The sequence below is a fragment of the Cupriavidus sp. WKF15 genome, assembly GCF_029278605.1.
GTDB lineage: Bacteria > Pseudomonadota > Gammaproteobacteria > Burkholderiales > Burkholderiaceae > Cupriavidus.
In genome coordinates, this window is the sequence record NZ_CP119573.1 from 2,695,629 (window position 1) to 2,715,200 (window position 19,572).

Consider the following 19,572-nt stretch of genomic DNA (forward strand, 5'->3'; position numbering starts at 1 on the left):
CGGCACCGAGGCAGGACAGATTACAAGAATGAGACGCCAGACCATGAAGGCATCCCGGGCGCAGACGCCCGAGAAGACGAGGGAGGGGGCGCCGTCGCCGGCGCAGGCACCTGCGGCGCTGCCCAGTCGGTTGCCTTACCTGATTGGACGTACCGACCGAATCGTCAAGCGCCGCCTGGGCGAGGTGCTGGCCCCGCACGGGCTGACCCTACCGCAGTTCACGGCGCTCTCCGTCTTGCACGCGCGCGGCCCGACCTCCAACGCGCAATTGGCCGAGCGCTCACTCATCTCGCCTCAGTCAGCCAATGAGGTGGTCAAGACGATGGAAGCGCGTGGCTGGATCGTGCGCCAGCCGGACCCTTTGCACGGGCGCATCGTGCTGCTCAGCCTCACCGAGAGCGCACGTGATTTGCTGCGGCAATGCGACGACACAGTTGCACAGATGGAGCGCGAAATGCTCGAGGGAATCGACGCCGCGCATGCGGTCATGCTGCACGAACTGCTGCAAAAGTGCGCGCGTAACCTGCGCTGATATACGACCATTGCGCTGGCCGTCGATCTTGGGGTGGTCGTACTTGAGTGCGCATGGACCCAACGCCCTTTTTGCAAGCTTCTTGTTCGTGATGTCGAAGCGGTCTGCGTGCCTGGTTCCGGCTTGCCCGAGGGGTGCTTGCTGAAGCACCCCCGCGCCTCAACGAGATCCACGCGAACCGTTGTTGTATCCAACTCGACGTCAGAGGTCCCTTCACACCCTGAAATCCAGGCAATTTTCCCCACGTTTACCCTTAGTTTTTCGATCTTTTCCTTGTCATCCTCCGGCAAGCTGAATACAGTTTGTATCCAACAAAGCGATTAAAGGCCGCCTGGTCCTGCGCGGCTCGCCCCACGGAGACATCCTGATGGACACGGACAACCACAACCTCAGCGACAGCAAGGCGGGCACCAGCACCTCCCAGGCCGTCCGCGCCCTGCTCGGCCTGCGCGAGCTGGTTCTTGGCGGCGAGTTGCCGCCCGGTGGACGCATTTCGGAACTATGGGTTTCTGAGCGCCTTGGCGTGTCGCGCACGCCAATCCGCGCGGCGCTGATCCGGCTGCAGGAGGAAGGGCTCGTCGAGCCGATCCCGTCCGGCGGCTTCGCGGTGCGCTCGTTCGACGAGAACGAAATCAGCGACGCGATCGAACTGCGCGGCACGATGGAGGGCCTGGCCGCGCGCCTCGCCGCCGAGCGTGGCGTCAGCACGAGCCTTCTTAACGCGATGCGCGACGTCATCGCGCAGATCGACAGCGCGCTGACCGGTGAACTGACCGCCGTGAAGTTCTCGCAGTACGTGGACCTCAACGCGCGCTTTCACCAGTTGCTGGCCGAGGCCTGCGGCAGCGCGCTCGTCGCGCGCCAGATCGACAAGGTCACGAGCCTGCCGTTCGCTTCCGCGAGCGCCTTCGTCATGGTGCAGTCGATCGGCGAAAGCGCGCGCGAGATGCTGCTGCTCGCGCAGTCGCAGCACTGCGCCGTGGTCGAGGCCATCGAACAGCGCGAAGGCGCGCGTGCCGAGGCGCTGATGCGCGAGCACAGCCGCATCGCCAACCGCAACCTGAAGTTCGCATTGCAGAACCAGCAGGCAATGTCACAGGTACTTGGAGGCAGCCTGATCCGGCGCGCCGGCCGCACCGCCTGACCCGCACCCCGGGTCCCTTCACCACCCTCTTCGTCAACCAAAGGATCCTGGCGCCTCGCGCGCCGGGAGGGGAAAGTCATGTTCCTGAAAAACACCTGGTATGTCGCCTGCACGCCCGATGAACTCGCAGGCAAGCCGCTCGGCCGCACGATCTGCAACGAGAAGATGGTGCTGTACCGTGATGGAAATGGCAGCGTCGCCGCGCTCGAGGACTTCTGTCCGCATCGCGGGGCGCCACTGTCACTGGGTTTCGTGCGCGACGGGCAACTGGTCTGCGGCTATCACGGCCTGACGATGGGCCGCGATGGCAAATGCAAGGCAATGACCGGTCAGCGCGTGGGCGGCTTTCCATCGATCCGCAACTACCCTGCCGTGGAGCGCTACGGTTTCGTCTGGGTCTGGCCCGGCGATGCCGCGCTCGCCGATGACACGCTGATCCCGCATCTCGAATGGGCGGTGAGCCCCGAGTGGGCGCATGGTGGTGGCCTGTACCACATCGGCTGCGACTATCGCCTGATGATCGACAACCTGATGGACCTGACGCACGAGACCTACGTGCACGCGTCGAGCATCGGCCAGGCCGAGATCGAGGACGCCGCGCCGGCTACGCGCGTGGAGGGCGACTCAGTGATCACGAGCCGCCATATGGAAGGCATCCTGCCACCGCCGTTCTGGGCCGCCGCGTTGCGCGGCAACGGTCTTGCCGGCGACGTGCCCTGCGACCGCTGGCAGATCTGCCGCTTCACACCGCCGAGCCATGTGATGATCGAGGTCGGCGTGGCCCATGCCGGCAAGGGTGGCTACCATGCGCCCCCCGAGCACAAGGCTTCGAGCATCGTCGTGGATTTCATCACGCCAGAGACCGAGACCTCGATCTGGTACTTCTGGGGCATGGCGCGCAATTTCAAGCCGGAAGACGCGGCGCTCACCGCGACCATCCGCGAAGGCCAGGGCAAGATCTTTGGCGAGGACCTGGAGATGCTGGAGGCGCAACAGCGCAACCTGCTGGCCAATCCCGAGCGCAAACTGTTGAAGCTGAACATCGACGCGGGTGGCGTGCAGGCGCGCCGCATCCTGGACCGGCTGCTCGCGCAGGAACAGATGCAGGAACATACGCAGGCCGCGCAACCGGTTGCACAGGCGGGAGCGGCATGATGCAGGTCCGGATTGCAAGCAAGACGGCCGCCGCCGACGGCATCGCCGTATTCGAGCTGGTGGCCGCCGATGGCGATGCGCTGCCGCCCTTCACCGCCGGCGCGCATGTCGACGTGCATCTCGGCGATGGACTGGTACGCCAGTATTCGCTGTGCAACGACCCGGCCGAGACGCACCGCTACCAGCTTGGCGTGCTGCGCGATCCCGTGTCGCGCGGCGGCTCGGCAGCGATGCATGCGCTCGTGCCTGGAAACACGCTCGAGATCAGCGCGCCGAAGAATCATTTCCCTTTGCACGCGGACGCCGGACACTCGGTGCTGCTCGCGGGAGGCATCGGCGTAACGCCGATCCTCGCGATGGCGCAGAGCCTCGCGCGCAGCGGCGCATCCTTCGAGTTCCACTACTGCACGCGCAGCGCCGCGAGCACGGCATTCCAGGAACGGATCGCTGGCGACGACTTGCGCGAGCGCACGTTCCTGTACCACGACGACGGGCAGCGCGCGGACCTGCAGCAGCTCCTCGCCGCGCCGCGTGCCCCGCGTGTCCCGCGTGCCAATACGCATCTCTACGTCTGTGGGCCGTCCGGCTTCATGGCCGCCGTGCTGGACGCGGCACGCGCTGCCGGCTGGCCCGAGTCCAACCTGCACCGCGAGTACTTTGCAGCGCCGGAAACGCCGTCCGCCCCAGGCGGCGCCTTCCAGGTGACAGTGCAGAGCACCGGCCGCGTCATCGACATCGCCGCGGATGAGACCGTGGTGCAGGCGCTGGCCGCGCACGGCGTGGAGATCCAGACCTCGTGCGAGCAAGGTGTCTGCGGCACGTGCCTGACGCGCGTGTTGTCGGGCACGCCCGATCATCGCGACGCCTACCTCACCGATGAGGAGCGCGCCGCCAATGACCAGTTCCTGCCATGCTGCTCGCGCGCCAGGAGCGGCATGCTCGTGCTGGACCTGTAGCCCCCCGCGGTATTGCAGTACGCCGTACCCCCGAAAGCCGCCCGTCCGTGGCGGTACTCAACAAATACATGGAGGTAGACAAATGCAGCCCGACATCAGGGAAACCATCAACCACGGCACGATGAGCCCCGTCCAGGTGATGGCAATCGCCATCTGCATCGTACTCAACATGCTCGACGGCTTCGACGTGCTGGCGATGGCCTTCACGGCATCGCACATTTCGACCGAGTGGCACCTGACCGGCAAGGAGATCGGCGTGCTGCTCTCCGCCGGCCTGTTCGGCATGGCGGCCGGTTCGCTGTTCCTCGCGCCGTGGGCCGACCGTATCGGCCGCCGGCCGCTGATCCTGATTTGCCTGGGCACGATCTCGGCCGGCATGCTGTGCTCGTCGCTCGCGCAGAATGTGCCGCAGCTCGCGGCTCTGCGCGCCGCGACGGGGCTCGGCATCGGCGGGATGCTTGCCAGCATCAACGTGATCACGGGCGAGTACGCGTCCGACAAGTGGCGCAGCACGGCGATCGTGCTGCAGGCGACCGGTTATCCGGTTGGCGCGACGATCGGCGGGGCTATCGCCGGCGTGCTGCTCGCGCATTACGGCTGGCGCAGCGTGTTCGTGTTCGGCGGCCTCGTCACGCTCGCGATGGTGCCGGTGGTCCTTGCGCGGTTGCCGGAATCGCTCGACTTCCTGATCACCCGGCGCCCCGAAGGCGCGCTCGACAAGCTCAACCGCTTGCTCGCGCGCATGGGACGCGCGACCGTCGCCGCGTTGCCAGCGCACGAGGCAACACAGGCGCGGGAGGCCGGCGACGTGCGCAGCCTGTTCCGAGGCAGCCTGGCGATGCAGACGCTGATGATCTGGATGTCGTTCTTCCTCGTGATGTTCACGTTCTACTTCGTGCTCTCGTGGACGCCGAAGCTGCTGGTGGCTGCGGGGATGTCAGCGCAGCAGGGCATCACGGGCGGCGTACTGCTCAACGTTGGCGGCATCGTCGGCGGCACCGCGTTCGCGTTCCTCGCCGCGCGCATCGGGCTGCGGCCGCTGCTGTGGAGCTGTTTCATCCTGACCGCGCTGATGATGATCGGCTTCGGCCTGTACGCAAGCACGCTGTCGGCGGCCTTCGTGCTGGCGATCCTGATCGGCGCCGGGATCTTCGGCTGCATGGTCGGCCTCTATGCGTACGCGCCGATCCTGTACCCGGCGCAGACGCGCACCACGGGCATGGGGTGGTCGATTGGCATGGGGCGCTTCGGCGCGGTGCTCGCGCCGCTTGTGGCGGGTGCGCTGCTTGATGCGGGCTGGCCGTCGGCGCATCTGTATTACGTGTTTGCGGTCCCGCTGCTGGTGGCGATTGCCAGCGTCGGGCTGCTGGGGAGGTTGAAGGCGGCCGTTGGTGAACCGGTGCGGGTCGGCGCGCACTGATTCTGTGCGGGCCGCGTGGGATTGGGTAATGATGGGGTTGTCGTGCTTGGCGGGCGCTGCTGTTTCGACGGCGTCGCCGACGGGGGTTTTGTGGTGGTGACAGGCCCCGTCTTGCTGGCAAGCACGCCAAACCCCAGCCCTCCCCCACTCCCGCAATCCGGCAAAGAGCGCCTGGCCGCATGCCACCACCCCAGACACGCTCGCCCCCCATCACCCACCGAGACCCAGCAACCGCACGGCGTTGTCCTTGAGAATGCCCGGCATCACCTCCGGCCGGAACCCGGCCTGCTTGAAGTCATCCATCCACCGCCCCGGCGTGATCAGCGGAAAATCGCTACCAAACAGCACCCGGTCCTTCAGGAGCGTGTTGGCGTAGCGCACGAGTTGCGGCGGAAAATACTTCGGACTCCAGCCGGACAGGTCAATCCACACATTCGGCTTGTGCATCGCCACGCTGATCGCCTCGTCCTGCCACGGAAAGCTCGGGTGGGCCATCACGATCTGCATGTCGGGAAACGCGATCGCCACGTCGTCCAGATGCATTGGATTGCTGTACTCGAGCCGCAGCCCGCCACCGCAGCGCATGCCTGAGCCAATGCCGCTGTGTCCCGTATGGAAGATCGCGGGCAGGCCGTGCCCGTTGATGACCTCATAGATCGGCCACGCCATCCTGTCGTTCGGATGAAAGCCCTGCACGGTCGGGTGGAACTTGAAGCCCTTCACACCATGTTCCTCGATCAGCCTGCGCGCTTCGCGCGCGCCGAACTTGCCCTTGTGCGGGTCAATGCTGGCGAAGGCCATCATCATGTCGCTGTTGGCCTTCGCCGTCGCCGCGATCTCCTCGTTGGGGATCCGGCGCCGGCCCAGGTTCGATTCGCTGTCCACCGTGAACATGATCAGGCCGATCCGTCTCTCACGGTAGTAGGCGACGGTCTCTTCGATCGTCGGCCGGCGCTTGTTGCCGAAGTATTTGTCGGCGGCGGCGTCGTATTCCTCGCCGTAGTTATCGAACGGGTTCCAGCAACTGACCTCCGCGTGGGTGTGGAAGTCAATCGCCACAAGGTTCTGGTGATCCATCATGGGCTCCCCGGACGCCATCAAGATTCAGCCGTGAAGCCGACCTTCTTCACGAGCAGGCCCCACTTGCGGTATTCGGCGTCCATCGCGCGCTTCATGTCGTCGGGCGACGAGCCTTTCGCCACCAGGCCGATCGAGAAGAAGCCGTCGACGATCGCCGGATCCCTGAGCGCGTTGTTGATCGCGGTGCCTGCCGCGGCGAGCACGGCTGGCGGCGTCCTGGCCGGCGCCAGGAAGCCGAACCACTCGTCGGCCACCACTTCCGGATAGCCGAGCTCCGCGAACGTCGGCACGTCCGGCAGGTACGGCGCGCGCGTGGCGCCGGAAGTGGCCAGCACGCGCAGCTTGCCGCTTTTGACGAACGGCAGGTAATCGCCGGTGAGCGTGAAGCTCGAGGCGATCTGCCCGGCCACCACGTCGTTGACCGCCGGCAGCGAGCCACGATACGGCACGTGGCGCAGGTCGAGACCCACGTTGAGGCCGAACAGCGCGCCGACGAAATGCGGCGTCGATCCCGCGCCCGGCGAGCCGTAGTTGGCCTCCTTCGGGTTGGCCTTCGCCCACGCGATATAGTCCTTCACCGTGCGCACACTGGCCGGCACCGCCGGTCCGACGGCGAGGGCGAACGTCATGTAGGCGGCCGTGGAGATCGGCGCGAAGTCCGCCGGCGAATAGCTGAGCTTCGTATAGACGTGCGGATAGGTCGACAGCGCCGATGCCTGCGAGAGCGCCAGCACGCTGCCATCGGCGGGCGAGGCCTTCAGCAGTTCCAGCGCGATACGCCCGCCCGCGCCGGGGCGGTTGTCCACCACCGCGCCGCTGCGCGAGAACGCCGTGTTGGCGAACTTCTCGCCGACGCGCCGGGCCACCTGGTCGCCCACGCTGCCAGCCGGAAAACCATAGAGCACCTTGGCCTGCGGGACCGCCTGGGCGAGCGCGGCCAGCGGCGAGAGCGCGCCGCCCGCGGAAGCGGCCAGCAACGCCTGAAGAACATCGCGGCGTGTTGTCATGACTTGTCTCCTCGTTGTCGTGTGTCGGGCGCCACGGCGTATCTCGTTGCCGCCTCGTGGCGCCCTTGCCTGCCTCTCGCAGGCGGCGGTCAGAAGATATGCTTGATGCCGGTCATCACGCCGAGCTGCTGGCCGCCCGGGGCCGTATTGGAGCCGGGGGCGCCGCCGCTGACCGAGAGCGTCAGCTGCCCGTCGTTGTTGATGTAGCCGGCCGTCGCGTAGACCGACGTGCGCTTCGAGAACGCGTAGGTGCCGCGCAGCGCGTAGAGCATCGCCTTGTTCTCGCTATTGTGGAACTTGTAGTAGTAGACCTGCCCGGCGAGGTTGAAGGCCGGGGTCACGTCGTAGGAGATGCCACCGTAGATCATGTCGCTGCGCGGCGTCGGGCTGCTGTCGTTGTCGCGGCGGATCCAGCCGAGGCCGACCTTGGTCCGCGAGAAGATTGCGTAGCCGCCAAGGAACAGGCGATCGTCCGTGAAACTGCTGCGCGTGAGGCCGGCGAACGCACCGGGGCCGCCGCGCAGCGAGTCGTAGGCGGCGGACAGGCCGATCGTCGGACCGAGGCCCTTGAACTCGTACAGCAGCATTGCCGACCATTCGCGGCACGCCCGCTTGTCCGCTGCGTTCTCGCCGGCACAGTTCTGGCCCGCCGGGCTCGGCCCGGCATTGACCGTGTCGCGGCCGAAGCTGTAGGTGGCGCCCACCGTCAGGCCGTTGAACGTGCCCTTGTAGGCAAGCGCATTGTCGGCGCGCGCGTTCGGCAGGTAGCTGTCGAGCGAGCCGGAGGCATAGATGTTCGGACCGAGGATGTCGGCGTCCAGCGTCGCCCAGAACAGCATCGTGTACTGGCGGCCGAGGCCGACCTGACCCCAGGGACCGGAGAGCCCGACCATCGCCTGCCTGCCGAACAGGCGGCCGCCCTGGCCCGACGCGCCGGCGTCCGGCGTGAAGCCGGATTCCAGCACGAACACGCTCTTCAGGCCGCCGCCGAGATCCTCGCTGCCGCGCAGGCCCCAGCGCGACGGCACCGTGCCGGTCAGCGTCGGCATGCGTACCACGCTGTCCTTCGCGGCGCCGATGTTGTTGACGTACTCCACGCCGGTATCGATGACGCCATACAGCGTCACCGATTGCGCGCCCGCGATTGCCGGGACCGCCGCCAGTGCCGCAAGCCCTGCCCGTCCTAACTTCATCTGCTGTCTCCTCTTGTGATGGCCGACCACCCTGTCGGCGTTGTTCTTGTTGTGCTTACCGGCTCTGTGGCGTGGCTTCCCGCACCTGGATCACCCGGCCGTCGCGGCCGGCGTCGTCGTAGAGCGCGTCGACGAGCGCGGCACGGCGCGTGAGCACCGCGCGCTGGTTGATCGAGCCCTTGTCGGTCAGCTCGCCGTGATCGAGCGACGGCGCCTCTTCGAGCAACAACAGCCGCGCGACCCGCGTGGCGCTGCCGGTGGCGGTGAGGTCGAGCGTTTGCAGCATCGCCGCAAAGGCCTCGCGCACCGGCGCGGACGACAGCACCTCCCACGTACCCGCATTGGCCGGCAGGCCGGCCAGGCGGCGGCATTCCGCCAGTTGCGGGAACACGAGCAAGCCGATCTCGTCGCGGTCCGCGCCCGCGATCACCACGTCCTGCACGTAGGGTGCACCGGCGCTGATCGCTCGCGCACGCAGCGGCCCGACGCTCACGAACGTGCCGGTGCTGAGCTTGAAGTCCTCGGCAATGCGCCCGTCGAACTGGAAACCAAGCTCCGGCCGTCCGGGATCGACGAAGCGCAGCGCATCGCCAGTGCAGTAGTAGCCTTCCTCGTCGAACACCTGCCGCTCGGGATCGGGCGCCGCACGCCAGTAGCCCGGCATCACATGCGGTCCGCGAAAACGCGCCTCGTACTTGCCGTTGACCGGCACCAGCTTCAGCTCGCAGCCCGCGGCCGGCAGGCCGACATAGCCGGACTGCGCGACCGGCCCCGTCGTGAACATGCTCGACGGCGCCGTCTCCGTCATGCCGAGGCCGGACATGATGTGGATGCGCTGTCCGCAATGCGCCTCGGTGACGCGCTCGAGCCGGTCCCACGCCTCCTGCGACAGTCCCGCCGCGGCAAAGAAGTAGAGATTGACGCGCGAGAAGAACGTCTCGCGCAGCCGTGCATCATGTTCCAGCGCCCTACTGAGCTCCTCCCAACCCTTGGGCACGTTGAAGTAGATCGTGGGCGCGATCTCGCGCAGGTTGCGCAGCGTTTCATCGAAGCCGCCCGGCACGGGCCTGCCGCCATCGATGTAGAGCGTGCCGCCGTTATAGAGCACGATGCCGACGTTGTGGCTGCCGCCGAAGGTATGGTTCCAGGGCAGCCAGTCGACCAGCACCGGCGGCACGCGGGCGAGCTCCGGCATCGCCTGGCGCAGCATCTGCTGGTTGCTGCACAGCATGCGGTGCGTGGTCGTCACCGCCTTCGGTAGCCGCGTGGAGCCGGAGGTGAAGAGGAACTTGGCGATCGCGTCCGGGCCGACCGCCGCATGGGCCGCGTCAACGCTGCCGGGACGCGTCTGCGCGAGCGCGTCGAACGACGTCGCGGCACGGCCGGGCAGGATGCCATCGCGGGTCACGACTTCCACGCCGGCGGGCACCACGGCCTCGATGGCCCGCGAGAAAGCGCGACCGTCGGCGGCGTAGACCAAGCCCGGCGTCAGCAAATCGAACACGTGCCGCAGCTTGCCGAAGTCCCCGGAGACCAGCGAGTACGGCGGTGACACGGCCGAGAACGGCACGCCGGCCCAGAGCGCGCCGAGCGCCAGTTGCAGGTGCTCGAGATCATTGCCGGAGAGGATCACCAGCGGCCGCTCGGCGGACAGCGAGCGGTCCACCAGCGCCTGCCCGATCGAGCGCGCACGCGCCAGCATCTCGCTATAGGTGATCGTGATCCAGTTGCCGTCGGGGCCGCGCTGCGCCACGAGCACGCGCTCGGGGTGGCGCGCGGCGCCGGTGGCAAGGCAATCGGACATCCGTTGCGGATAGTCCTGCAGCGCTTCGCGCGAAAGCACGCGCCAGATCTCGCCGTCGCGATGGAACTCGGCCTCGGTGCGCCCGATGGCGACGTCCCGGTAGGACACGGCAGCGACCGCGGGGCCGGGGGCGGCTTGCGTCGAGACGTTTGTCACGTCCTGTCTCCTCAATGTTCTGTTGTCTCCCTCTTCTCTCTCGGCGGGGAGTATGCGGATCGGCGCCGGTTCAGACCGGATAGTGGCGCGGGGTGTTCTGGATCGTGATCCAGCGCAGCTCGGTGAATTCGGCCACCGCCGCCTGGCCGCCGAAGCGTCCATAGCCGCTCGCCTTGACGCCGCCAAACGGCATCTGCGCCTCGTCATGCACGGTGGGGCCGTTGATATGGCAGATGCCCGATTCGATCCGTTGGGCCACCGACAATGCGCGCGACACGTCGCGGCTGAATACCGACGCGGAAAGGCCATACTCGCTGTCGTTGGCCATGCGCACCGCCTCGTCGTCGCCGTCCACGCGCGCCACTGTCACCACCGGACCGAACGATTCCTCGCGGTAGAGCCTCATGCCCGGCGCGATGCCGTCGACGATGACCGGCTGCAGGATCGCGCCGTCGGCGTGCAGGCCCACGGGCAGGATCGCGCCCTGCGCGCGCGCATCCTCGACCAACGCGGCGATGCGCTGCGCTGCGTCCTTGCTGATCAGCGCGCCGAGCACGCTGGACGGATCGGCGGGGTCGCCGGCCCGCAGCGTCTTCGCCTTCGAGGACAGCTTCTCGACGAAGCGGTCCGCGATCTTGCGGTCCGCGATCACGCGCTCGGTCGACATGCAGATCTGGCCCTGGTTGAAGAAGGCGCCGAAGGCCACGGCATCGACTGCCGCATCGAGGTCCGCATCGTCGAGCACCAGCAGCGGCGCCTTGCCGCCGAGCTCCAGCAGCGCCGGCTTCAGGTGCCGGGCCGCGTGCTGCGCGATGATGCGGCCCACGTGCGTGGAGCCGGTGAAGTTGACGCGGCGCACCGCCGGATGCGCGATCAGCCGCTCGACCACCTGCGCCGCATCCTCGGGCGCGTTCGTGACCACGTTGACCACGCCATCACCGAGCCCCGCCTCCTGCAGCACCGTGCCGATCAGGCGATGCACGCCGGGGCACGCCTCGGACGCCTTGAGCACCACCGTGTTGCCGCACGCGAGCGGCATCGCCAGCGCGCGCGTGCCGAGGATCACCGGCGCGTTCCACGGCGCGATGCCGAGCACCACGCCGCATGGCTGGCGTACGGCCATGGCGAGATTGCCCGGCACGTCCGACGGAATCACGCTGCCGTCGATCCGCGTCGTCATCGCGGCCGCCTCGCGCAGCATATTGGCCGCGAGCATCACGTTGAAGCCGTACCAGTTCGGCATCGCGCCGGTCTCGGCCACGCCGATGCGGATGAAGTCTTCCGTACGCTGGTCCATCAGGTCGGCGGCCTTCAGCAGCCGGCGGCGGCGCTCGCCGGGCAGCAGCGCCGCCCAGGCCGGGAAGGCGGCCGCGGCCGCTTCGACGGCGGCGTCCGCATCCGCCGGCGTGGCCGCCGGCGCGCGCGACACCACGGCTTCGGTCAGCGGATTGCGGCGCTCGAAAGTGGCGCCATCGGCGGCGTGCCGGTCCTGCCCGCCAATCAGCATGGTCAGTTCGTTCATCAGCATTGTCTCCTGGCGGCGGCTCTTGAGGCCGCCGGCTCGATTGGGGTGGTAGGCGGGGTGGTAGGCCGCGCCGCCGCTCAGGCGCGCTTGTAGGCCTGCAGGCCGGGCTTGATCGACTTGTCGTCGAGGAATTGCTTCAGGCCCTGCTCGCGCCCGTGTTCGGGATCGCGCAGCTGCGCCTGGTCGAGCTTCGCGTACAGGTAGTCCTCGTTCTGCTCCCACGTCAGCTCGCGGCTGCGCTTGAAGCCGATCTTGGCCGCGCGCAGCACCACCGGGTTCTTCTCGAGCAGCTTCCCGGCCAGCGCGATCGTGTGCTCGCGCAGCTGGGCACGCGGCACGCTTTCGTTGACCAGGCCCATCGCCGCGGCCTCGCTGCCGGTGAAGGTGTCGCCCGTCATGATGTAGTGCAGCGCCTTGCGGTGACCGACCGTATCGGCCATCGCCTTGCTGACCAGGTTTCCGGGCGGAATGCCCCAGTTGATCTCCGACAGGCCGAAGGTGGCCTCGTCGGCGGCGATCGCCAGGTCGCAGGCCACCAGCGGCGAGAAACCGCCGCCAAAGCACCAGCCGTTGACCATCGCGATGGTCGGCTTGCTGTACATGCGCAGGAGCCGCCATTGCCACTGCGAGGCATCGCGGCGGATCTTCTCCTGCAGGATCTCGGGGCCGGCATCCACTTCACGGAAGTATTCCTTCAGATCCATGCCCGCCGTCCAGGCGTCACCGGCGCCGGTCAGCACCAGCACCTTGGCGTCCGCATCCAGCTCCAGTTCTTCCAGCACCTGCACCATCTCGGCGTTCAGCGTGGGGTTCATCGCGTTGCGCTTCTCGGGCCGGTTGAATGTGACCCAGGCAATGCCCGCTTCCACACTGACCTTCACAGCCTTCCAGCGCCCTTCGTAATCAGCCATCTCTGTCTCTCCTTGGTAGTCCGGCTCCGTCATGAACCTCAGTGTAATATCAAGCTACCTGATACATCAAGGAGAATATCCTTGCTGCGTGTAAACCCGGATGCGACTCTGGCCTCGGCGAGTGGTCCGCGGAAAAAATCGCTGCTCCGGGAATTGCGCGGCCCATCATCGGACAATCAGTGAGATATGCTGATATGCATAGCATTGCCTTATGGAGCCTCAAGTGGACGCTGCCGAACTCCGGCCCCTGTCCGCGTTTGCCAGCAAGTTGGCCGACGTCGCCCGCGCCAGAGCCATGCATTACTTCCGGTCCGACGTGGAGATCGCAATCAAAACGGACGCGAGTCCCGTCACCCGGGCCGACCGGGAAATCGAGTCGGAACTCCGGTCGCTGATTGCCAACCGGTACCCGCACCATGCCTTTTTCGGCGAAGAATCCGGCGGCTCCATCGGCGCCGGGCTCGGCTGGGTCATCGACCCCATCGACGGCACGAAGAGCTTTATCTGCGGCGTACCACTGTTCGGCTGCCTCATTGCCCTGCTTGAAGACGGCAAGCCGGTGCTTGGCTTGATCGAAATGCCGGCGCTGCGCGAACGCTGGGTCGGGTATGCCGGACGGACCACCTTCAACGAAACACCGGCGCGCGTGAACGCATGCACATCGCTGAAGGACGCGCGGCTCTTTGCCACCTCGCCAGACATGTTCGACGGCCAGGATGCGGACGCCTTCTCCGCCCTCAGTCGCGAAGTCGGGATGCGCAGATTTGGCACCGATTGCTATGCCTATGGGCTGCTCGCCTCCGGGCTTTGCGACTTGGTCGTGGAAGCCAACCTCGAGATCTACGACGTCGTGGCGCTGGTGCCGGTCATCGAGAACGCGGGCGGCATCGTGACGGACTGGAACGGGCGGCCTATCGACAAGGATTTTTCAGGCCGGTTGCTGGCGGCAGCGACACCGGCGCTGCACCGTCAGGCGATGGCAGCGCTCAGACGCCGATGAAAACCATTGCTCGGATACCCGTCAGCTGAATTGCTTGCCTACCGCCGCACAGGTGGAGGGCCGACACAGCCGGGAAACAATATATCGAAGCACGGAGGGCCGTTCCCGGCCATGAAGGGCCCCTCGTCCGACGCGTCATCGAGACATTCACATGGCAGTTCCACTCAGCAAGCGGTCGTTCGATCGCCGAGACACGGCGCCGCGTCATCGGCCGACAGGACTAAGCCTCATGTTCGCGTCGATCAAGTAGGCGTGCGGAAAGTGTAACTGCCGTTGAGAGGCGGTATCTCCTCTGCGCGGTGCCTGCGTATCACACCATCTAGTGCTTCCCTGAAGGCTCGGTTGAAGTTGGCCGATCGAATCGTGTCGCGCGCTGTTCAAGCGCGCGATTCAGCGCCAGTCCGATCATTGCCCCGACAAGCTGGGAAATGATGAATCCAGGCACGCTACTCGGCGCGATGCCGGCAAAGCTATTGCTGAACATTCGCCCGAACGCTGCCGCAGGATTGGCAAACGATGTGGACGCAGTGAACCAGTACGCCGCGCCGATGTAAGCGGCGACTGTGGCAGATGCCCGCCCGCTCGGCGTTCGCAGAATCACCAGTAGCAGTCCCCCGGTGGCTACAGTCTCGGCAATCCACTGCCCCGAGCCGCTGCGCACCTTCGCAGAGAACTGGAGTAGCGGCAAGTCGAACATGGCGTGCGTCAGCCAGGCGCCCAGCACTGCGCCTGCCAACTGTACCGCGATGTACGGGGCCAGCGCCGCGCCCGGTAGTTCGCCCCGCAACGCCATCGCCAAGCTGACCGCAGGATTGAAATGCGCGCCACTCAGCGGCCCGAAGACTTCAATCAGAACGTACAAGCCGCCTACAGTCGCTGCGGTGTTGGCCAGCAGCGCCACCGCGACGTTCCCGCCCGCCAACCTCTCGCCCATGATGCCGGAGCCTATGACGATGGCAAGCAGCGACGCTGTTCCCAGTCCTTCTGCGAGAAGCCGGGTCCGAAGGTCAGTCACCATGTTCAGCTTTGCGAGATACGGTCGAGGTGCTGTTGCAACTCAGCATTGCTCAGAGTGTCGAGTGGCAGCATCAGCAATTGCAGCATGCGGTAGCCGATGGCCTGCCGCGTAAGTTCGAAGGCTTGGCGCTTGCCTTCGTCCCCTTCTGGTGCATTGGACGGGTCAACGTAGCCCCAATGCACCTTGACGGGACTGCCCGGCCAATAGGGACATCGCTCGGCAGCCGCGCTGTCGCATACGGTTATGACGATACGCATCTGCGGCGCGCCATCGGCCACGAACTCATCCCAGCTTTTGCTGCGATAGCCCGTGGTGTCGATTCCCGCATTGGTGAGCGCTTCCAGCGCGAACGGATTGACGCGGCCACTCGGGGCGCTCCCGGCACTGAAGGCTCGCACATCCTTGCCAAGCTTTTGCGCCCAATGGTTCAGCATGCCCTCGCTCAGTACGCTGCGCGCGGAGTTGTGGGTGCAGAGGATCAGGACATTAGCGGTCACTCGAACGCACCTAGCAACAAGGGGAATCGGAAGACTTCACGGCAATGCCGAGCGGCTTGCCGCGAGGCGCGCAGCACGCCGGTCCTTCGCCCGTTTCCACAGCCGACCTACTCTCGCCAAACACCGGGATATTGCCGAGCGTGTGGAAATGCTCCCAGGCGATGCCTTGCGGATCAGTGATCCAGTGCTTCTCGCTTCGGGCGTAGCAACAGGCGGTTTCGCCCTGATCGAGCAGCGACATGTCCGCAGCCTCAGCACGCTCCTTCAGTTCGGCCAGCTCGCTGGCATCGTCTACTTGGACGCCAAGGTGGTCCACGCCTACCTTGCCGCCGCGCGTGGAGATTGCGAAATTGATGCGAGGATCGTCCAGCATCCACTTGGCGTAATCGCCCTCAACGCGCGTGGGCTCGGCCGCGAATAGCTTCGAATAGAAGGCGATGCTCTTGCCGAGATCGTCAACGTGAACATGTACGTGAAAGCGCTTCATCAGGGAATCTCCATCAGCATTTGCAGTTGGTGGCGCTGGGGCTGAGACAAGCCTCGCCTTGGCAACAGTTCTCGGTCAAAAAGCCCAGCACTCCGTCCATGTGGTCGAACGCGGCCCGGTAGATCAGATTGCGCCCGTCACGCTCCTGCGTTACCAGCTTCGCGTTCATCAGTTCTTTGAGGTGGAACGACAGCGTTGCGCCCGGTACATCGAGCACTTCGCCCATGGCGCTGGGTGTTAGTCCATCCTGGCCAGCAACCACCAGCATCCGGAAAACCTGGAGGCGAAGGCTGTGAGCAAGGGCGGCAAGGGAGCGGATGACGTCTTGTTCTTCCATATTTCCAATACTACCAAAATATCAAACGAACAACCAGGCCGCCTCATTGCCAGGGAAGCGCTCAGTGACCGCTGTTCTTCGGAAGTTGACGCCGCAGCCGTGCTGGGGCGGACGACGGCAGCGGGTCGGCCTTAGACCCTCGCGGTTTCGCGGCGACGACCCGGCCGCAGCCAGTTTCGGCATTCATCAATGCCAGCTCCGACGGCCGCTTTAAGTCATCACCTGCCGAGCATGATCTGGGCGCCATGCAATGCCACGGATAGAGCACATCCGTCCACACTACGGCCAACCTCTGTTCGCGCCAGCGCCTAGCGCTTCACGATGGCCGTCAGCGTATCCACGAAGGCCAGCGCCAAGCGGGACAGCGGCTCGGTCTGCACGTGGAAGATCTGCACCGAGGCATTGACCTTGGTGCGCACCGGCACCGCCACCACATCGGGCCAGTCCTGGCCGAACACGGTCATGGCATCGACCAGCGCAATGCCAGCGCCCGCTTGGGCCAGCGCCCTGGCCACGTGGGCTTGTTCCACCTGCACCCGCATGTCAGGCTGGCCACCTTCGCGGTCAAAGACCTCATGCACCAGCAGGCCGAAGGGCACGTCCGGTCCGTATCCGATCAGATCTTCCCCCGCCAGTTCACTTGGGCGGACCGAGCTTCGCGTACTGAGCCGGTGCCCGGCGGGAATCAGCGGCAGCCCACAAGGCGTGGCGTTGACGGACGCAGGCCGGGCATTTATCGACCACGCGCGACTGGCCATGGCACAGGTCGACGCCGCGGTGGAAGCGGCCCGCCGCGCCGCACATCCTGCCAAGCCGCGCTTTGCGCTCGGCCGAGGCCGGCCAGTTTGAGTCATTCCGGCAGGATGTGTCCAATGACCGCAAAGCCGCAGCGCAAAAGCAAACGCCCTTGGCTACGCGAAGCATTAACGATGCACTGCCGCCGCATGGTTCGACCGCATCTCATCTTTTGCGGGGCGAGGGTTGGGCGTCTGAAGGCGCAGAAGTCGCCGGTATCGGAAGGGAACATCCCCGCACATGCTCGTCTTCCAATTGCGAAACCGGCGCAGTGGCTTACGCCGGAAGTGCCCGTGGCACCGAAGCAAGCAGCGACCGAGTGTAGGGATGCGCGGGCCGTTGCCAGATCTCGTCGCGGGCGCCGCTCTCGACAAGCCGGCCCTCGCGCATGACCAGGATGCGGTCGGCGATATAACGCACGACGCCAAGGTCATGCGAGATGAACAGGCATGACAGCCCATACTCGGCCTGCAGGTCGGCGAGCAGGTTCAGAACCTGCGCCTGCACCGAAACGTCGAGCGCCGACACCGGCTCATCGCAGACGAGCAGACGCGGCCTGACAATCAGCGCGCGCGCAATGCCGATGCGCTGGCGCTGGCCCCCGGAAAACTCGTGCGGATAGCGGTGCAGCACCGCAGCGGGCAAGCCCACGCGGTCAATTATCGCCGCCGCGCGAGCGCGCCGTTCCTGCCGATCCCGCACACCGTGGATCTGCAGCGCGCCTTCCAGCACCTCGGCGACGGTCTTGCGCGGATTGAGCGAGCTGTACGGATCCTGGAACACCAACTGCATCGCGCCCCGCCACGGGCGCATTCGCCGGCGCTCGACCGGCGCGATGTCGGTGCCTTCGAATACGATACGCCCCGCGTCATGGTCCGCCAGGCGCAGCACGGCCCGCGCGAGCGTGGATTTGCCGCAGCCCGATTCTCCAACCAGACCCACGGTCTCGCCCGCGGCAATGGAAAAGGAAACGCCCCGCACTGCCGCGGTAGCGTGGGCGCCGGAGCGGTGCGTCACATGGAGATCCTCGACATCGAGCACGGCCGGTGCCGGACCGGTGGCCTTGCTGCTGGCCGCACGCAGCGCCGGACGTTCGAGCCGGAATGCCGCCGGCGTGCCGTCGGCGCGGCGGTCCACGCGGATCTCGGGCAGGCGGGCCTGCCGATAGTGCGGCACCACGCCGTCCGCGGCGCTCAGCGATGCGCCGAGCAGCCCGCGCGTATAGGGGTGGGCCGGTTCACGGAACAAGGTCCGGGCAGACTGCTCCTCCACCTTGATGCCGTCGTGCATGACAGCAACGCGATCCGCCCAGCGCGCCACTACGCCGAGGTCGTGCGTGATCAGCAGCATCGCCATGCGCAGTTCGCGCCGGAGCGTATCCAGCAACTCGAGAATCTGCGCCTGCACGGTGACATCGAGCGCGGTGGTCGGCTCATCGGCCACGAGCAGCTTCGGCGTGCAGGCGATCGCCATGGCGATCATCACGCGCTGGCGCTGCCCGCCCGACAACTGGTGGGGAAAGGCATGGAAGCGCCGCTGCGGTTCGGGAATCCGGACCTGGTCCAGCAGTTCGACTGCCCGCGCATGGGCCGCCTGCGCCGATAGCGCGGTATGCAGCCGCAGGGTCTCGATGACCTGCGCGCCGACGCTCAGCACCGGGTTGAGCGAGGTCATCGGCTCCTGGAAGATCATCGACACCGTGTTGCCGCGCAGCGTGGTCATGTCGCGCTCGCTCAGCGTCAGCAGGTCGCGCCCTTCCAGCAGCACGCGCCCGCGCATCTGCGCGGACGCCGGTAGCAGCCGCAGCAGCGCCAGCGCGGTGGTGGACTTGCCACAGCCCGACTCGCCCACGAGCGCGACGGTCTCGCCGGCGCCGACATCAAGGCTCAGGTTCGCGACGGCGGGCCGTGCAGCGTCGGGATAGCGGATGGAAAGCTCCTGCAGGGAAAGCAACGGCTTCATGATGCCTCGGGACAAGTCAGGTGGCGTGGATCTCGGCGGCCAGCAGTTCGGGCTCGACCTGGATCTCCAGCGCTTCATTGAAGCGCGCGAAGAATGCGCACAGCGCCGCGCGCAGCGTCAGCTCCACGACCTGTGCTTCGGTGAAATGCTCGCGCAGCCGCGCTACCACCGTGTCGGTGACGCGTTGCGTCGTGACTTGCGCGGTGTAGTCGCGCACCAGGCGCTCCACGGCATCCAGCCCAGGCACGTCTGGCTCCAGGATCCGTTCTACCGTTTCGGGCGCCACGCCCAGCGCTTCCAGCCTCGGCACGTGATGGCTGATGCAGTAGTGGCACGCGTTCAGCCGCGATGCCGTGACCAGCACGATCTCCAGATGCCTGCGCGTAATCAGTGCGTCGCGTGCGGAATCCAGCAGCAGGCCGAACAGGTGCGCGAGCGCCGGCGGCCGGTGACCGAGCACGCGCAGCATGTTGCCGAACGCACCGTACTCGCGCTCCACGCGTTCGAACGTGGAGCGGGCTTCGCCCTGCAGGGCGTCGGGATCGATGTCGTGAATGCGTGCCAAGACGCTCTCCTGTGAAGTCGGTAGGTTA

The 19,572-nt window shown here is 66.3% G+C and carries 19 protein-coding genes and 1 pseudogene; 7 read left to right on the forward strand and 13 right to left on the reverse strand.

Annotated features, from left to right (window positions below):
- Nucleotides 1–28 precede the first annotated feature (28 nt).
- The 5 genes from CupriaWKF_RS29735 to CupriaWKF_RS29755 all read left to right on the forward strand — a co-directional run bounded on the left by CupriaWKF_RS29735 (nucleotide 29) and on the right by CupriaWKF_RS29755 (nucleotide 5,207).
- Complete coding sequence (locus CupriaWKF_RS29735; protein ID WP_276101997.1) at nucleotides 29–532, forward strand: MarR family transcriptional regulator; 504 nt, start codon at nucleotides 29–31, stop codon at nucleotides 530–532.
- 367 nt (nucleotides 533–899) lie between these two features.
- The gene (locus tag CupriaWKF_RS29740; protein WP_276101998.1) at nucleotides 900–1,676 is read left to right on the forward strand and encodes a GntR family transcriptional regulator; all 777 of its coding nucleotides are present in this window, start codon (nucleotides 900–902) and stop codon (nucleotides 1,674–1,676) included.
- A gap of 78 nt (nucleotides 1,677–1,754) precedes the next feature.
- Nucleotides 1,755–2,831 (forward strand): aromatic ring-hydroxylating dioxygenase subunit alpha, encoded by a 1,077-nt coding sequence (locus tag CupriaWKF_RS29745; RefSeq protein ID WP_276101999.1) that lies wholly within the window; start codon nucleotides 1,755–1,757, stop codon nucleotides 2,829–2,831.
- Nucleotides 2,831–3,787 carry a PDR/VanB family oxidoreductase gene (locus CupriaWKF_RS29750; protein ID WP_276103282.1) on the forward strand — a complete coding sequence of 319 codons (957 nt, stop codon included), beginning with the start codon at nucleotides 2,831–2,833 and terminating at the stop codon, nucleotides 3,785–3,787. Before CupriaWKF_RS29745 ends, CupriaWKF_RS29750 begins: the two co-directional genes overlap by 1 nt.
- Before the next feature lie 169 nt (nucleotides 3,788–3,956).
- The gene (locus CupriaWKF_RS29755) at nucleotides 3,957–5,207 is read left to right on the forward strand and encodes an MFS transporter (protein ID WP_276102000.1); all 1,251 of its coding nucleotides are present in this window, start codon (nucleotides 3,957–3,959) and stop codon (nucleotides 5,205–5,207) included.
- Nucleotides 5,208–5,417: 210 nt separating this feature from the next.
- On the opposite strand, the gene CupriaWKF_RS29760 is transcribed toward CupriaWKF_RS29755, so the two are convergent.
- The 6 genes from CupriaWKF_RS29760 to CupriaWKF_RS29785 all read right to left on the reverse strand — a co-directional run bounded on the left by CupriaWKF_RS29760 (nucleotide 5,418) and on the right by CupriaWKF_RS29785 (nucleotide 12,883).
- Complete coding sequence (locus CupriaWKF_RS29760; RefSeq protein ID WP_276103284.1) at nucleotides 5,418–6,284, reverse strand: amidohydrolase family protein; 867 nt, start codon at nucleotides 6,282–6,284, stop codon at nucleotides 5,418–5,420.
- Between the two features lie 20 nt (nucleotides 6,285–6,304).
- Nucleotides 6,305–7,294: a Bug family tripartite tricarboxylate transporter substrate binding protein gene (locus tag CupriaWKF_RS29765; RefSeq protein ID WP_276102001.1), complete on the reverse strand. Its 990-nt coding sequence runs from the start codon at nucleotides 7,292–7,294 to the stop codon at nucleotides 6,305–6,307.
- An 89-nt stretch (nucleotides 7,295–7,383) separates the two neighbouring features.
- Nucleotides 7,384–8,487 carry a porin gene (locus tag CupriaWKF_RS29770; RefSeq protein WP_276102002.1) on the reverse strand — a complete coding sequence of 368 codons (1,104 nt, stop codon included), beginning with the start codon at nucleotides 8,485–8,487 and terminating at the stop codon, nucleotides 7,384–7,386.
- A 55-nt stretch (nucleotides 8,488–8,542) separates the two neighbouring features.
- Nucleotides 8,543–10,399, reverse strand: coding sequence for a feruloyl-CoA synthase (locus CupriaWKF_RS29775; RefSeq protein ID WP_276103286.1), 1,857 nt, complete (start codon nucleotides 10,397–10,399; stop codon nucleotides 8,543–8,545).
- Nucleotides 10,400–10,517: 118 nt separating this feature from the next.
- Nucleotides 10,518–11,969, reverse strand: a complete 1,452-nt coding sequence (locus tag CupriaWKF_RS29780) for an aldehyde dehydrogenase (protein WP_276102003.1) — start codon at nucleotides 11,967–11,969, stop codon at nucleotides 10,518–10,520.
- 80 nt (nucleotides 11,970–12,049) lie between these two features.
- Entirely contained in the window at nucleotides 12,050–12,883 is an 834-nt protein-coding gene (locus tag CupriaWKF_RS29785) for a p-hydroxycinnamoyl CoA hydratase/lyase (RefSeq protein WP_276102004.1), read from the reverse strand.
- A 211-nt stretch (nucleotides 12,884–13,094) separates the two neighbouring features.
- Here CupriaWKF_RS29785 and hisN point away from each other — a divergent pair, with 211 nt between their 5' ends.
- Nucleotides 13,095–13,883: a histidinol-phosphatase gene (gene hisN / locus CupriaWKF_RS29790; protein ID WP_276102005.1), complete on the forward strand. Its 789-nt coding sequence runs from the start codon at nucleotides 13,095–13,097 to the stop codon at nucleotides 13,881–13,883.
- Nucleotides 13,884–14,202: 319 nt separating this feature from the next.
- Here hisN and CupriaWKF_RS29795 read toward each other — a convergent pair whose 3' ends face one another.
- From CupriaWKF_RS29795 to CupriaWKF_RS29815, 5 genes are all read right to left on the reverse strand, one after another.
- Nucleotides 14,203–14,898 (reverse strand): MIP/aquaporin family protein, encoded by a 696-nt coding sequence (locus CupriaWKF_RS29795; protein ID WP_276103288.1) that lies wholly within the window; start codon nucleotides 14,896–14,898, stop codon nucleotides 14,203–14,205.
- A gap of 5 nt (nucleotides 14,899–14,903) precedes the next feature.
- Nucleotides 14,904–15,398: an arsenate reductase ArsC gene (locus CupriaWKF_RS29800; protein WP_276102006.1), complete on the reverse strand. Its 495-nt coding sequence runs from the start codon at nucleotides 15,396–15,398 to the stop codon at nucleotides 14,904–14,906.
- A gap of 10 nt (nucleotides 15,399–15,408) precedes the next feature.
- Nucleotides 15,409–15,885, reverse strand: a complete 477-nt coding sequence (locus CupriaWKF_RS29805; RefSeq protein WP_276102007.1) for an ArsI/CadI family heavy metal resistance metalloenzyme — start codon at nucleotides 15,883–15,885, stop codon at nucleotides 15,409–15,411.
- Between the two features lie 13 nt (nucleotides 15,886–15,898).
- The gene (locus CupriaWKF_RS29810; protein WP_276102008.1) at nucleotides 15,899–16,222 is read right to left on the reverse strand and encodes a metalloregulator ArsR/SmtB family transcription factor; all 324 of its coding nucleotides are present in this window, start codon (nucleotides 16,220–16,222) and stop codon (nucleotides 15,899–15,901) included.
- Nucleotides 16,223–16,530: 308 nt separating this feature from the next.
- On the reverse strand, nucleotides 16,531–16,980 hold the full coding sequence (locus CupriaWKF_RS29815; protein WP_276102009.1) for a LysR substrate-binding domain-containing protein: 450 nt from the start codon (nucleotides 16,978–16,980) through the stop codon (nucleotides 16,531–16,533).
- On the opposite strand from CupriaWKF_RS29815, the pseudogene CupriaWKF_RS29820 reads away from it, so the two are divergent.
- Nucleotides 16,910–17,053 (forward strand): annotated as a pseudogene (locus CupriaWKF_RS29820) (LysR family transcriptional regulator); the annotation flags it as partial. The gene CupriaWKF_RS29815 and the pseudogene CupriaWKF_RS29820 sit on opposite strands and share 71 nt — an antisense overlap.
- Nucleotides 17,054–17,293: 240 nt before the next feature.
- Here the strand turns inward: CupriaWKF_RS29820 and CupriaWKF_RS29825 are convergent.
- Together CupriaWKF_RS29825 and CupriaWKF_RS29830 are read right to left on the reverse strand one after the other, a co-directional pair.
- Nucleotides 17,294–18,979: an ABC transporter ATP-binding protein gene (locus CupriaWKF_RS29825; protein ID WP_276102010.1), complete on the reverse strand. Its 1,686-nt coding sequence runs from the start codon at nucleotides 18,977–18,979 to the stop codon at nucleotides 17,294–17,296.
- A gap of 16 nt (nucleotides 18,980–18,995) precedes the next feature.
- Complete coding sequence (locus CupriaWKF_RS29830; protein WP_276102011.1) at nucleotides 18,996–19,544, reverse strand: carboxymuconolactone decarboxylase family protein; 549 nt, start codon at nucleotides 19,542–19,544, stop codon at nucleotides 18,996–18,998.
- Nucleotides 19,545–19,572: the final 28 nt, after the last annotated feature.